Raw genomic sequence first — 12,389 nt, forward strand, 5'->3', positions numbered from 1 at the left:
CGGTGAGCTCCCTTCCCCGTTGTGGGGAAGGGTTGGCGAAGGGGGTGCCACGCGCGCAGACCTCCCGTGGGATACCCCCCTCCCTACCCCTCCCCCACAAGGGGGGAGGGAACAAGAGAGAGCGGAGCGAATGACTGCACTCCACCTCAGTCCTCCCGCGGCGTCAGATCGCGCTTGCCGTGGTAGCCGCGCTTGGGACGGCGCGGCGGCCCATAGCCGTTCGCCTCCATCTCGTTGCGCTCGCGCGCTTCCTCGCTGCCGGTGCGCTGCACCAGCACGCGGCGGCCCTTGCGGTCGTTGATGACGGCGCGCTTCATCGGCTTCTTCGGCGCATCGTCACCGCGTCCGGCGGATTTCGACGGCACGTCGAACTCGGCGCCCGATTTCTCGATCACCTTGTCGCCGAGCTGCTCGCGCAGCACGCGCGACTTGATCTCGTCGACCTCGCCTTCGGGAATCTCGCCGAGCTGGAACGGGCCATAGGAGACGCGGATCAGCCGGTTCACCTCGAGCCCGAGATGGGCGCAAACGTTGCGCACCTCGCGGTTCTTGCCTTCGCGGATCGCGAACACCAGCCAGACATTGGCGCCCTGGTCACGCTCCAGCGTCGCCTCGATCGGACCGTATTTGACGCCCTCGATTTCGATGCCGTTCTTGAGCTCGTCGAGCTGCGCCTGGGTGACATCGCCATGGGCGCGGACGCGGTAGCGGCGCAGCCAGCCGGTGTCCGGCAGCTCGAGGGTGCGCGCGAGGCCGCCGTCATTGGTGAGCAGCAGCAGGCCTTCGGTGTTGAAGTCGAGCCGGCCGACACTGATCAGGCGCGGCAGGCCTTCGGGCAGATTGTCGAACACGGTCGGACGACCCTCGGGGTCGTCATGCGTCGTCATCAGCCCGCGCGGCTTGTGATAGAGGAACAGCCGCGTGCGCTCGCGCGGCGGCAACGGCTTGCCGTCGACCAGGACGACGTCGTTCGGCGTGATGTCGAGCGCCGGCGAATTGATGACGCGGCCGTTGACGGTGACGCGGCCCTGCGTGACCATTCCCTCGGCGTCGCGGCGCGAGGCGAGGCCCGCGCGCGCCAGCGCCTTGGCGATGCGCTCGCCGACCTTCTTCGGCTTCGGCGCCTCCTCGCGGCGCGGACGGCCCTCGAAATCACGATCACGCTCGCGATAGGCGCCGCGGCCGCCGAAGGCGGGACGCTTCTCGAAGATTCGGCTGTCGTCCTCATTGTCGCGGCGCGGACGATCGCGGAAGCGGCCTTCGCTGCGCGGATGCTCCTGCCAGTCCATGCGGCCTTCCGGCCGCTGGCGCGGACGATCGAATTTCGGACGGTCACCACGTTCGCTGTCACGGTCGCGGGGCCGATCGAATTGCGGCCGCTCGCGGAACGGACGATTACCGGATGCGCGATCATCGCGCGAACGCGAGAAGCGCGGACGGTCCTCGCCGCGGCCGCCCTCGCGCCGGTCGTCACGCTGACGCCAGGGTTTTTCGTCGCCGCGATCGCGCCCGGCGAAATCCTTGTCGAAGCTCTTGCGCGGGCGATCGCCACGCGGACGATCGCCAAAGCTGCGCTTGCGATCTCCGGGGTCGCGTTTGCGATCCCCCGAGTCGCTCTTGCGATCCCGGAAGTCGCGGTCGCGGCCAAAATCCTTGCGCGGCCGATCGGAGTCGCCGCGCGAAAACTTGCGGTCCTCGAAGCGGCGCTCGGAGCGCTCGCCGCGCGGGGCGCGATCGTCGCGTTCGAATTTCGGACGGTCGCCGCGCGGCTTGAACGGCCGGTCACCACGCGGCTTGAAGCTGCGCTCACCGCGCTCCTCACCGTCGCGCTTGAAGCGCGGACGGTCGGAAAAATCGCGGCGCGGAGCATCGCTGTCCTCGCGGCGACGGAAGGAGCGGCCCTCACGACCCTCGCGGGGCGGCCGGCTGTCGCGGTCGCCCTTGCCCTCGAAGCCCCCCTTGGCGAATTTCTTGTCGGGTCCACGCGGCTTGCCGCTACGGCCTTTGGCCGGGCCTCGCCGGCCGCGGGAATCGTTGTCTTTGTCGCTGTCGCGAGGCATGAATAATCTCACTCAGGGGTGGCGCGAGGGCATTGTGCGCGCTCGTTCCGAGCCGCACGCTCAGGCAAACCGGTATTCACTCTTGCTGAAGGCGGAGCTACTAGCAGGTTTCTAAGGATGATACGAGGCTTGAAAGCCCCCTCTTTCATGGATTTGGCGCTTCTGACGGCCGAAAATGCCGGAAAAGCAGGCGAAGTTCCGATCGGCTGCGTGGTGGTCAGAAATTCCGAGGTCATCGCTACCGCAGCGAACCGGACGCTAACCGACCATGACCCCACCGCCCATGCCGAGATCGTCGCGCTGCGCGAGGCGGCGAAAAAGGTCGGCAGCGAGCGCCTCGTCGACTGCGACCTCTACGTGACGCTGGAGCCCTGCACCATGTGTGCGGGCGCGATCTCCTTTGCAAGGGTCCGCCGGCTCTATTACGGCGCTGCCGACCCCAAGGGCGGCGCGGTGGAGTCTGGCGTGCGGTTCTTTGCCTCGCCCGCCTGCCACCACGCGCCTGATGTCTACTCCGGCGTCGGCGAGAGCGAGGCGGCGCGGCTGCTCAGGGAGTTCTTCCGGGAGCGAAGGTAGGCCCCTCCTGCGTCATTGCGAGCGCAGCGGTCGCGGTAGGGACGCTCATTGCTGGGCGCCCCCCGCACAGATCCGTACGTGCGGCTTTCCCGCATACGGCTCCCACCTCGGGTGAGTAGCGGTGAAGCGTGTTCGGGGCCAAGGATGGAGGATTTGTGGCTTGGGGAGCAAGTCGGAGGCAAGCCGCGCGACCCGCTGCCACGTGGTCCCGTCAATCTGGCTGCGGCGCCGAAGCATCCGCCTCCATTGTTCGGTGACGAAGTAGCGGAAGGCGCTGAGCGCTCGGCTGTTGGTCGGTACCGCGTGGTAGTTGAAGTACCCGGTAACGACCTGCCGCAGCCATTTGCCCTGTTCGAGCACCGACTGGTGCATACGCCGTCGCATTCCCTGCTTCACGGCTTGCAGTTTCGCCCGCATGCGGTCTTTGCGAGACTTGCGCCTGATCTGGAACTTGCCTTGCTTGGATCGGCTGCAGATGAAGGTGAAGCCGAGGAAGTTGAAGGTCTCCGGCTTGCCGAGCCCGCGCCGCCTGCGGTTGTCCTCCGCATGACGTCCGAACTCGATCAGCCGGGTTTTCTCAGGGTGCAGTGACAGCGCGAACTCCTGCAGCCGTTTGCGCAATTCTTCGAGGAAGTGCCGGGCCTCATTCTCATGCTCGAAGCCGACGATGAAGTCGTCAGCGTAGCGCACGATGATCATGTCACCCGCGGCCTCGCGCCGTCTGAAGCGTTCGGCCCACAGATCGAGGGCATAGTGCAGGTAGATGTTGGCAAGCAGCGGCGAGATCACCGCCCCTTGTGCCGTCCCCTGTTCGCTGACCCTGACCGTTCCTTCTTCGAGAACACCCGCCTTGAGCCATTTGCGGATCAGACGGATGATACGCTGGTCGCCGGTCCGATGTTCGACGAAGCGGATGAGCCATTCCTGGTCCACCATGTCGAAGAACGAGCGGATATCGGCGTCAACAATGAAGTTCACCCGCCGGCTCTCGATTCCGACCAGCAGCGCATCCATCGCATCGTGCGCGCTGCGCCCGGGCCGGAACCCATACGAGAACCCGAGGAAGTCCTCCTCGTAGATCGCGTTGAGCACCGTAGCGGTTGCCCGCTGAACGATCTTGTCCTCGAGGGACGCAATCGCCAGCGGTCGCTGCCGCCCATCCTGCTTCGGGATATGGACCCGCCGCGACGGCTGCGGCCGGTACGCTCCCCGGTGAACACGAGCATGCAGGTCCTCAAGATTGGCCTTGAGGTCTTGCTCGTAGTTCCGCCACATCATTCCGTCCACACCCGGCGCGGCATGCTTCTTCAGCGCGAAGAACTCCGCCTCGAGCAGTTCAGGCGTGATGTGGTGAAGCAGCGCAGTGAACCTCTCCTTCTTCCTTTCCCTTGCAGTTCGCCGTATGCGTTCCAACGCCTGTGTCACGCTTGTCCGGCTCGGCGTCCGGGGCGTGCTTTGCTGGTCCGCATTCCCCTTGGTCGCGGCCCTTCGCTCCACCAACTCCTCCGCGGATCGCTCCGCTTCGTTCGCAGGCTTCGACGCTACTACGGCCGCCTCCGACTTCCCGCATCCGTTCGTCATCGGCTTTGGCTCCTCGCCTTCCCGATGCGGACCTTGGGGGCATGTTGCCATCGGTCAGATGCGGGACCTCCCAGGTTCCGACGCGGTCCTTTGCTGCGTGATGGGGTCTTCGACCACGGCAGAGCGTCAGCGCCTCGCATAACGGCGCCGCACATGTTGCCTTCGACGTTGCTTACCGGCTCGGCCTCTGCGAGTTTCTGTCTTTCGCGGCTCAATAGCCCACCCCACAGCATCGTTGTGTACGCTTCGCAGCCGCCGTTGCCGACGGCCACGCAACACTCACTACCGGGCGCTCGCTACCGCTTACCCGGACCGGACTTCCACCGGTTGGACCACGCCAGCTTGCCTGGCGCACAAGCAAATCCAGAGTCTTTCCGCGTTGACTGCCTGGATTGCTTCGTCGCAAGGGCTCCTCGCAATGACGACGTGGATCAAGCTGAGAAGAAATCCAGCAGCGCCTTTGCGGTCACGTCAGGGTTCTCCTCGGTGAGGAAGTGGCCGGAATCCACCGGCATGCCATCCACGTTCGTCGCCCATTGCTTCCACGTGTCCAGCGGGGTCGCCGCGGCCTGGGCGATGCCGGCGCCGCCCCACAGGGCCAGCATCGGCACGGTGATCTTCTTGCCGGCCTCGAAATCGGCCTTGTCGAGGTCGTAGTCGAAATAGGCGCCGGCGCGGTAGTCCTCGCACATCGCGTGCAGGCGGGCGGGATCGCGGAATGGGGCGATGTAGTGTTCGAGCGCGCGCTTGTCGATCGCATCCAGCGTCTTCGACTTGGTCTGGCTCGCCATCTTGAAGCGCAGGTAGAACTCGCCATTGCCGGAGATCAGCGTCTCCGGCAGCGGATAGGGCTGCGCCAGGAAGGTCCAGTGATAGATCTTCAGCGCATAGGCGCGGTTCATCCGCTCCCAGTAATCATAGGTCGGCAGGATATCGAGCACGGCAAGCTTCGACAGCCGGCCGGGATGGTCCAGCGCCAGGCGGTAGGAGACACGGCCGCCGCGGTCATGGCCGGCGAGCGCGAAGTGCACGTGGCCGAGCCGCTCCATCGCCTCGACCATGGCCTTGGCCATCGCGCGCTTGCTGTAGGGCATGTGCAGCGCATCGCTCTCGGGCATGTCGGACCAGCCGTAACCCGGCAGGTCGGCGATGATCAGCGTGAACCTGTCGGCAAGCTGCGGCGCCACGCGGTGCCACATCACATGCGTCTCGGAGAAGCCGTGCAGCAGCAGCAGCGGCGGGCCCTCGCCGCCGATGCGGGCGAAGATGCGGCCGAAGGAGGTGTTGATCCATTCGGAGGCGAAGCCGGGATAGAGGTCGGCGAGATCGGACATCTTTCTGCATCCTTGTCTGGTCAGTCCCGGAGCCGCTCCCAACAAAAAAGTCGAAAACAACCCCATGCACAGTACCACGCGTCCTCGGCGAAGGACGCTAAGTCAAACAGCCGACTACGCATTTCTGGAATGTCGATGTGGCGGCGCGATGGCGCAAGGTTTTTGCGCGCGTGTCGCAAAAAAGCCTGTCAGCTCCGGGCCTTCTCCGCTTCCACCGCCTGCCACCCGATATCGCGGCGGCAGAAGCCGTCCGGCCAGTTGATGCGGTCGACAGCCTGATAGGCCCGCGCCTGCGCCTCGGTCACGGTCTTGCCGAGCGCGCAGACATTCAGCACGCGGCCGCCATTGGCGAAGATCGCGCCCTCCTTGGCCACCGTGCCGGCGTGGAAGATCTCGACGGTATCCACCTTGGCGGCGTCATCGAGCCCCTCGATGCGCGTGCCCTTCTGGTAGTCGCCGGGATAGCCCTTCGCCGCCATCACCACGGTGATCGCGGATTCCGGATGCCAGCGCAGGTCGAAATTCTTCAGCTGCCCGTCGCAGGCGGCGAGAAGCGCCGGCACGATGTCCGACATCATGCGCAGCATCAGCACCTGGCACTCGGGATCGCCGAAGCGGACGTTGAACTCGAACAGTTTCGGCCCCTGCGTCGTCAGCATGATGCCGGCGTAGAGCACGCCGCGGAACGGCGTGCCGCGCTGCTTCATGCCGGCCACCGTCGGCAAAATGATCTTGGCCATGATCGCGTCGTGGATCGCGGGCGTCACCAGCGGCGTCGGCGAATAGGCGCCCATGCCGCCGGTGTTCGGACCAACGTCATGGTCGAACACGCGCTTGTGGTCCTGCGCCGACGCCAGTGGGATCGCGGTCTCGCCGTCGCACAGCGCGAAGAAGCTGATCTCGCGGCCGGGCAGGAATTCCTCGATCACGACCTCGGCGCCAGCCTCGCCGAAGGCGCCCTCGAACATCATGGCGATGGCGTCTTCCGCCTCGCGCACCGTCTTGGCGACCACCACGCCCTTGCCGGCGGCAAGGCCGTCGGCCTTGACCACGATCGGCGCGCCCCGGCTCTGGACATAAGCCCGCGCGGCATTAGCGTTAGTGAAGCGCTTGTAGGCGCCGGTCGGAATGCCGAATTCGGTGCATAGCGCCTTGGTGAACCCCTTGGAGCTTTCGAGCTGGGCAGCGGCTCCGCTCGGCCCGAATGCCTTGATGCCGGCAGCGGCGAGGTCATCGACGATGCCGGCCGCCAGCGGCGTTTCCGGGCCGACCACCACGAGCTCCACCGCGCTCTTCTTGCAGAAGTCGATCACGGCGGCATGGTCGGCGACATCGAGCGCCACGCATTCCGCTTCACGGGCGATGCCGGCATTGCCGGGCGCGCACCAGAATTTCGTGACCAGGGGGGAGGCCGCGATCTTCCACGCGAGAGCATGTTCGCGGCCGCCGGAACCGAGCAGTAGAATGTGCATCGAGGGCTCGAAATGAGGGGTTTTGCTGGGGGCGGAGGTCGCACGAATCGGCGCTGGTCTCAAGGGGAAACGCCTCGCTCCCCGTCATGCCGGGGCGCAGGCAGTGCTGCCTTCCCTTCTCCCCTTGTGGGAGAAGGTGGCGCGAAGCGCCGGATGAGGCGTCTCTATCCGCGGAGACAGACCCCTCACCCAAGCGAGCCCTCGGCTTTCAGTGGTCATGCCCTCTCCCGCAAGGGGAGAGGGCACAATAATCGGCATCGCAGAAAGCTAAACCTGCTTCCCTGCGATGATCTCCTGCAGCGTCGCGACGTGCCGCGCGAAGGCGCCGCGGCCGGCGGCGGTGGCGGTCACTGTCGTCTGCGGCTTCTTGCCGACGAAGGCCTTGTCCACCGAGACGTACCCCGCCTTGGCCAGGGTCTCGATATGGGCGCCGAGATTGCCGTCGGTGGCGCCGGTGAGCCTCTTCAGACGGGAAAACTCCAGTCCGGCCGTCGCAGGCAACGCATTCAGCGCGGCCATGATCTTGAGGCGCAGCGGCTGGTGGATGATGTCGTCGAGCTCGGCCATCCAGCTAGATCCGCCGCATCCAGAGGCCGCCGAGGATGAGGCCGCCGCCGTTCAAGAAGGCCATCCAGAGCGGAAACGCTTCGCCGATGTAGAAGAACCCGATCAGTGTCAATGCGGAAATGCCGAGGCCGATCGCCACAAAGGCGTAGCCGAACCACAAACCCGCCAGGGTATAAAACAGCATGAAATAGAGCGGCCAAAATGTACCCAACTGGCGCGGGCCGAAATGGCCGATCACATTGGTACAGAGATAACCGAAGGCGAAGAACAGCACGAACACCAGGAGCAGCCTAACGTCGAAGCCGGAGCCATGGCGGTGATGCGGCAGGTTGAGCAGAGCGCAACCAAGCCGCCGAAGCCCAGAGCACCTCGGAGCAACTGCATGACCAGGACCACCCCTCACCGAATTCATCATCAATAGAGAAATCTATACTACAGAGAACTCTCCTGATCAATCCCCGTATTGGCGCCGCGCGGCGAAAATCCTTAACGTCGGGTCTGACCCCAAAATGCCGAATCGTTTGCCGATGCCGCCTGCGGAACAACTGCTCAATACGCCCGAATTCACCGTCTCCGAGCTCTCGCAGTCCCTGAAGCGGACCGTTGAGGACACCTATGGCCATGTCCGGGTCCGCGGTGAGATCTCGGGCTTCCGTGGCGCCCACTCCTCCGGCCATTGCTATTTCGCGCTCAAGGACGAGAGCGCCAAGATCGAAGCGGTGATCTGGAAGGGCGTGCACGGCCGCATGCGCTTCAAGCCCCAGGAGGGGCTCGAGGTCATCGCCACCGGCAAGCTCACGACCTATCCGGGCTCCTCGAAATACCAGATCGTGATCGAGGCGCTGGAGCCGGCCGGCATCGGCGCGCTGATGGCGCTGATGGAGGAGCGCAAGAAGAAGCTCGCCGCCGAAGGCCTGTTCGACGCGGCGCGCAAGCAGCTCCTGCCGTGGCTGCCGGAGGTGATCGGTGTGGTGACCTCGCCGACCGGCGCGGTCATCCGCGACATCCTGCACCGGCTCGAGGACCGCTTCCCCCGCCGCGTGCTGGTGTGGCCGGTCAGGGTGCAGGGCGAAGGCTCCGCCGAGCAGGTCGCGGCTGCGATCCGTGGCTTCAACGCGCTGCCCGAGGGCGGCAGGATTCCGCGGCCCGACGTCTTGATCGTCGCTCGCGGCGGCGGCTCGCTGGAGGATCTCTGGTCGTTCAACGAGGAGATCGTGGTGCGGGCGGCAGCCGAGAGCATGATCCCGCTGATCTCGGCCGTGGGGCACGAGACCGACATCACCCTGATCGACTTCGTCGCCGACAAGCGCGCACCGACCCCGACGGCGGCCGCCGAGATGGCCGTCCCCGTGCGCAGCGAATTGTTCGTCGAGGTCGCCGATCTCGGACGCCGCACCCGCGCCTATTGGCAGCGCGCGCAGGAGAGCCGCCGCGGCGAGCTGCGCGCCGCCGCCCGCGCGCTGCCGGCGGCCGGCGATCTGCTCGCGATCCCGCGGCAGCGGCTGGATTCAGCCGGAGCCTCCCTGCCCCGTTGCCTCAAGGCCAACACGCATGCGCATTTCCGCAGGTTCACCGCCGCCAGTTCAAAGCTGACGCTGCGCGTGCTGCATGGCCAGATCTCGCAGGCCGATCACCGCCTCACCGTGTGCGGCGAGCGGCTCGGCCTCTCCGCCCGATCGCTGCTGCGGCAGCGTCGCGACCGCTTTGCCGGGCTGGAGGTGCGTCTGCGCGCCTCAAAGCTTTCCAATGCGCAGGCGCAGCGCAACGCGATTGCCCGCCAGCGCGAGCGCACGCATCGCCTCGCCGAGCGCGCCGGCCGCGCGCTCCTCACGCTGCTGCAGCGGCTCGATGCGCGCGTCGAGAACAGCGGCAAGCTGCTCTCCGCGCTGTCCTATCGCGGCGTGCTCGCACGCGGCTTTGCCCTGGTGCGCGATGAAGCCGGCCACCCCGTGCACGCTGCGGACGCGATCGGCCCCGGCGCACGTGTCGAGATCGAGTTCGCGGATGGCCGTGTCGGCGCGACCGCGGATGCGGATCGCCCGGCGCCCGCGGCAAAGCGCACGCTGTCGCAACCGAAGCCGGCCGCTCAGGAGACAAAGCCCGCGCCGAAGCGCGTGGCCAAGCCGGTGGATCAGGGCAGCTTGTTCTGAGTGCGCGAGGGCGGCGCTCTATCCCCGTCATTGCGAGGAGCCCTTGCGACGAAGCAATCCCGAATCCCTCTGCGGAAGGATTCTGGATTGCTTCCGCCGTCGCCGAGGCTTCGGCGGACGAGTCGCCGCGCTCGCAATGACGACGTGGAGGCGTTGTAGCCCGCATGAGCGAAGCGATATGCGGCGACGCTTGTCCCGGATATCGCTTCGCTCATCCGGGCTACGGCAGCCCTACCGGCAGGACAATCCCGCGTCCATCGTGGTCCAGAAGCCGCAATGTTCCGGCGCAAGCTGTGGGGCGCCAGCGTGGGCCTCATACAGGAAAATCGCGACGGTGAAGGCGATCAGGGCGGAGGCGAAGAGCGTGATGCGGTTGCGCATGTGAGATGCGTTTAATCGACATCGTGGTCGAATGATGGCACGGCCATGTGCTGAAACCGCGGCCATGCGCGATCCGTAGATTCACGGTCGGCCATTTTCCGTGCAGGGCGGTGGTCGATGCGGGGCTGTCCACGTGATGTTGTTCCCGGGCGGCCCCGCTTCCGCCCTCGCTCTATCGAGCTACGGCGGGACAAGTCGCCTCATCTTGGCTGCGGCATTGCCGCTACCGCGCCAGCCACTCCGCGACTTCCTTGTGCGACTCCGCGCGCGCCTCGGCATCCGTGCCGAGGTGACCGTGCTCGGGCGCGGCGGCGTCGCTGCTGCCGCTGGCTGCATGCAGCGGCGTGTTGGCGCGGTCGAAATCGTGATAGGCGCCCGGATAGACCACGATGCGCGCGAGCGCGCTGCGGCCGCGCGCGCCGTCGACCATCTGGCGGCAGGCCGGCGGCGACGACACGTCGTCATCGGCACCGATCAGCACCAGCGTCGGCACCCGCGCGCTCCAGCCCAAACCCGCCGAGATCCGGCAATCCGGATAGAACGCGATCGCGGCGCGGAAATCCGGTCCCTGATCGCGCGAGGTGCTCTGCGGGCGCACCGCCCAGAGCAGCGCGCTGGCACCGTTGGCCCAGCCGATCAGGCTGATGCGGTCGCGCGCGACCCAGGCCTGCTTCATCAGCCAGGCGCGCGAGGCCGCGATGTCGGCGACGCGCTCGCGCCGCACCTTGACGTGGCTCTCCTTGACGCGGCATTGCGGCCCGAGCTCGCGCGAACCGTAGCTGTCCGGCAGCAGCACGGCGTTGCCGGCCTTGAGCAGGCGCTCGGCCCAGTCGCGATAGCGCGGCAGCACGGGATCGGAATGGCCGCCGAGGCCGCCGCAGCCATGCAGTGCGATCACGGTCGGAAACGGCCCGTCACCCTCGGGCTTGTACAGCTGCGCATGCAGCGTCCCCGAGGCGAGCGGAATCTCGACCTGATGCGGGGCCGGCGCAGCGTATGCGGCCGGTATCAGAAGCGTCAGGAACAGGGCGATCAGTCGAAGGCGCATCGGACTCTGCCATATCAGTTGAGGCCGCGAGCGGCGGGACGACCCTTCGCCCGGAGCAGTACCATGCGGAAACGGCGGCAAAACATCACAAACCGGTGGGTTTACCGGGCGGACAAGCCACCCTATCTTATGCTACATCCCGTCCAACACATCGTGCCCTTATGGGCCTTCCACGGAGACTTTCGACCGTGCTGAACAAGTTCGGCTCTTCCGGCCATGGCGAAGCGCAGGTGCAATATCTCGACGGCGATTTCCGCGTGATCTCGCCGGGGACCTTCGTGCGCTGCGCCATCACCGACACGCGGATCCCGCTCGACGAATTGAAGTACTGGAGCGTTGACCTGCAGGAAGCCTACGCCACGCCCGCCGCCGTGCTGCAGCGGCATTTTCCCGGCGCGCCGAAGCAGTCGTGATCTCGCAGACCTCGTAGGGTGGGCAAAGGCGCCAGGCGTGATCCTGATCGTCCGGAACGGATAGAAGTTTTGCGATGAATGAGGGGTGAATGGCGAACTGCCGTTGGACCTGCACGCAGCGAAATAATCCTCGTCGTTGATCCACGTTGCATCGAATCGTGCTTTCACCCCGAGGTAAGTCATTTCGCTTTGTGGTTGGATTTTTCGTCTCGGTGCGGCGTCCTTAAGTTGTTTGACGAAGTCTTGCTGAAACACAGCGCTGCTAAACTGCGTGTTAGGTAACTAGCCCTGTTCCTTTTATCGCACAGACGATCAAGTCGACCAAACGACCGTTGAGCTTTGGAATTGGCGCAGTCTGTGAACGGGCTCATAGCGAAGAGCCACCTGACGGGCTACTGATCACCTCGAAAATGCGCGGTGGAATATCTGCCAATCCAAAGTCAATCGATGGGGGTGATCATGCCCATCATACTGGACTTGCTCTATCGCGAATATTGCCGCGCGCGCCTCGCCGAAATGCGCAAACAGCTTCTGATCGCAGCTGAACGCTTTGAAGCACTCGAAGCGGACTATCTTGTTTCGGATCAGAGTGACGACGCGAGGGCGGCGGCACACCGCAAGACCGCTCGCGGCGCGCCGAATTGAAGCGGCCGAGTCCGGCAATCTCTCCCGCGTCGGCAACAGTTTGGGAGACAGCGATGAACACACCCGAAAGCTATACCGTCATGGTGACCTGCGTCTCGTGCCTGACCATCATCGGAATGATGGTCGTTGGGGTGTGGTGAGCATGACTGTCTGCTGAAGCAG

11 protein-coding genes and 1 pseudogene are annotated in these 12,389 nt (G+C 65.5%); 4 read left to right on the forward strand and 8 right to left on the reverse strand.

Annotation, left to right across the window (positions count from 1 at the left end; genetic code table 11):
• Nucleotides 1–146: 146 nt before the first annotated feature.
• Nucleotides 147–2,060 carry a pseudouridine synthase gene (locus ACNJYB_RS34975; protein ID WP_439371155.1) on the reverse strand — a complete coding sequence of 638 codons (1,914 nt, stop codon included), beginning with the start codon at nucleotides 2,058–2,060 and terminating at the stop codon, nucleotides 147–149.
• A gap of 117 nt (nucleotides 2,061–2,177) precedes the next feature.
• Between ACNJYB_RS34975 and ACNJYB_RS34980 the strand changes: the two genes are divergently transcribed.
• Nucleotides 2,178–2,636, forward strand: a complete 459-nt coding sequence (locus tag ACNJYB_RS34980) for a nucleoside deaminase (protein ID WP_439371156.1) — start codon at nucleotides 2,178–2,180, stop codon at nucleotides 2,634–2,636.
• Between the two features lie 45 nt (nucleotides 2,637–2,681).
• On the opposite strand, the gene ltrA is transcribed toward ACNJYB_RS34980, so the two are convergent.
• From ltrA to ACNJYB_RS35005, 5 genes and pseudogenes are all read right to left on the reverse strand, one after another.
• Nucleotides 2,682–4,061, reverse strand: coding sequence for a group II intron reverse transcriptase/maturase (gene ltrA, locus ACNJYB_RS34985; RefSeq protein ID WP_439368749.1), 1,380 nt, complete (start codon nucleotides 4,059–4,061; stop codon nucleotides 2,682–2,684).
• Nucleotides 4,062–4,648: 587 nt separating this feature from the next.
• Nucleotides 4,649–5,551, reverse strand: a complete 903-nt coding sequence (locus tag ACNJYB_RS34990) for an alpha/beta fold hydrolase (RefSeq protein WP_439371157.1) — start codon at nucleotides 5,549–5,551, stop codon at nucleotides 4,649–4,651.
• A gap of 188 nt (nucleotides 5,552–5,739) precedes the next feature.
• Nucleotides 5,740–7,023, reverse strand: a complete 1,284-nt coding sequence (gene purD / locus ACNJYB_RS34995; protein WP_439371158.1) for a phosphoribosylamine--glycine ligase — start codon at nucleotides 7,021–7,023, stop codon at nucleotides 5,740–5,742.
• Nucleotides 7,024–7,290: 267 nt separating this feature from the next.
• Nucleotides 7,291–7,590 carry a winged helix-turn-helix domain-containing protein gene (locus ACNJYB_RS35000; RefSeq protein WP_439371160.1) on the reverse strand — a complete coding sequence of 100 codons (300 nt, stop codon included), beginning with the start codon at nucleotides 7,588–7,590 and terminating at the stop codon, nucleotides 7,291–7,293.
• A gap of 4 nt (nucleotides 7,591–7,594) precedes the next feature.
• Nucleotides 7,595–7,927, reverse strand: a pseudogene (locus tag ACNJYB_RS35005) (hypothetical protein); the annotation flags it as partial.
• Nucleotides 7,928–8,117: 190 nt separating this feature from the next.
• Here ACNJYB_RS35005 and xseA point away from each other — a divergent pair.
• Nucleotides 8,118–9,740: an exodeoxyribonuclease VII large subunit gene (gene xseA / locus ACNJYB_RS35010; protein ID WP_439375719.1), complete on the forward strand. Its 1,623-nt coding sequence runs from the start codon at nucleotides 8,118–8,120 to the stop codon at nucleotides 9,738–9,740.
• Between the two features lie 231 nt (nucleotides 9,741–9,971).
• Here xseA and ACNJYB_RS35015 read toward each other — a convergent pair whose 3' ends face one another.
• Together ACNJYB_RS35015 and ACNJYB_RS35020 are read right to left on the reverse strand one after the other, a co-directional pair.
• Nucleotides 9,972–10,121 (reverse strand): hypothetical protein, encoded by a 150-nt coding sequence (locus tag ACNJYB_RS35015; protein ID WP_439371161.1) that lies wholly within the window; start codon nucleotides 10,119–10,121, stop codon nucleotides 9,972–9,974.
• Between the two features lie 223 nt (nucleotides 10,122–10,344).
• A complete protein-coding gene (locus tag ACNJYB_RS35020) occupies nucleotides 10,345–11,169 on the reverse strand; it encodes a dienelactone hydrolase family protein (protein ID WP_439371163.1) in 825 nt (274 codons plus the stop codon).
• 188 nt (nucleotides 11,170–11,357) lie between these two features.
• Between ACNJYB_RS35020 and ACNJYB_RS35025 the strand changes: the two genes are divergently transcribed.
• Together ACNJYB_RS35025 and ACNJYB_RS35030 are read left to right on the forward strand one after the other, a co-directional pair.
• A complete protein-coding gene (locus tag ACNJYB_RS35025; protein ID WP_232994551.1) occupies nucleotides 11,358–11,582 on the forward strand; it encodes a DUF2093 domain-containing protein in 225 nt (74 codons plus the stop codon).
• Between the two features lie 459 nt (nucleotides 11,583–12,041).
• Nucleotides 12,042–12,227, forward strand: a complete 186-nt coding sequence (locus tag ACNJYB_RS35030; RefSeq protein WP_439371164.1) for a hypothetical protein — start codon at nucleotides 12,042–12,044, stop codon at nucleotides 12,225–12,227.
• The last annotated feature ends 162 nt before the right edge of the window (nucleotides 12,228–12,389 follow it).

Origin of the sequence: Bradyrhizobium sp. SMVTL-02 (assembly GCF_051853005.1) — a bacterium.
Lineage (GTDB): Bacteria > Pseudomonadota > Alphaproteobacteria > Rhizobiales > Xanthobacteraceae > Bradyrhizobium.

Bases quoted from the DNA above. Each gene is read 5' to 3' on its own strand.
- ACNJYB_RS34975 (WP_439371155.1), bottom strand. From the start codon at position 2,060: ATGCCTCGCGACAGCGACAAAGACAACGATTCCCGCGGCCGGCGAGGC.
- ACNJYB_RS34980 (WP_439371156.1), top strand. From the start codon at position 2,178: ATGATACGAGGCTTGAAAGCCCCCTCTTTCATGGATTTGGCGCTTCTG.
- ACNJYB_RS34990 (WP_439371157.1), bottom strand. From the start codon at position 5,551: ATGTCCGATCTCGCCGACCTCTATCCCGGCTTCGCCTCCGAATGGATC.
- purD (WP_439371158.1), bottom strand. From the start codon at position 7,023: ATGCACATTCTACTGCTCGGTTCCGGCGGCCGCGAACATGCTCTCGCG.
- ACNJYB_RS35000 (WP_439371160.1), bottom strand. From the start codon at position 7,590: ATGGCCGAGCTCGACGACATCATCCACCAGCCGCTGCGCCTCAAGATC.
- xseA (WP_439375719.1), top strand. From the start codon at position 8,118: ATGCCGCCTGCGGAACAACTGCTCAATACGCCCGAATTCACCGTCTCC.
- ACNJYB_RS35015 (WP_439371161.1), bottom strand. From the start codon at position 10,121: ATGCGCAACCGCATCACGCTCTTCGCCTCCGCCCTGATCGCCTTCACC.
- ACNJYB_RS35020 (WP_439371163.1), bottom strand. From the start codon at position 11,169: ATGCGCCTTCGACTGATCGCCCTGTTCCTGACGCTTCTGATACCGGCC.
- ACNJYB_RS35030 (WP_439371164.1), top strand. From the start codon at position 12,042: ATGCCCATCATACTGGACTTGCTCTATCGCGAATATTGCCGCGCGCGC.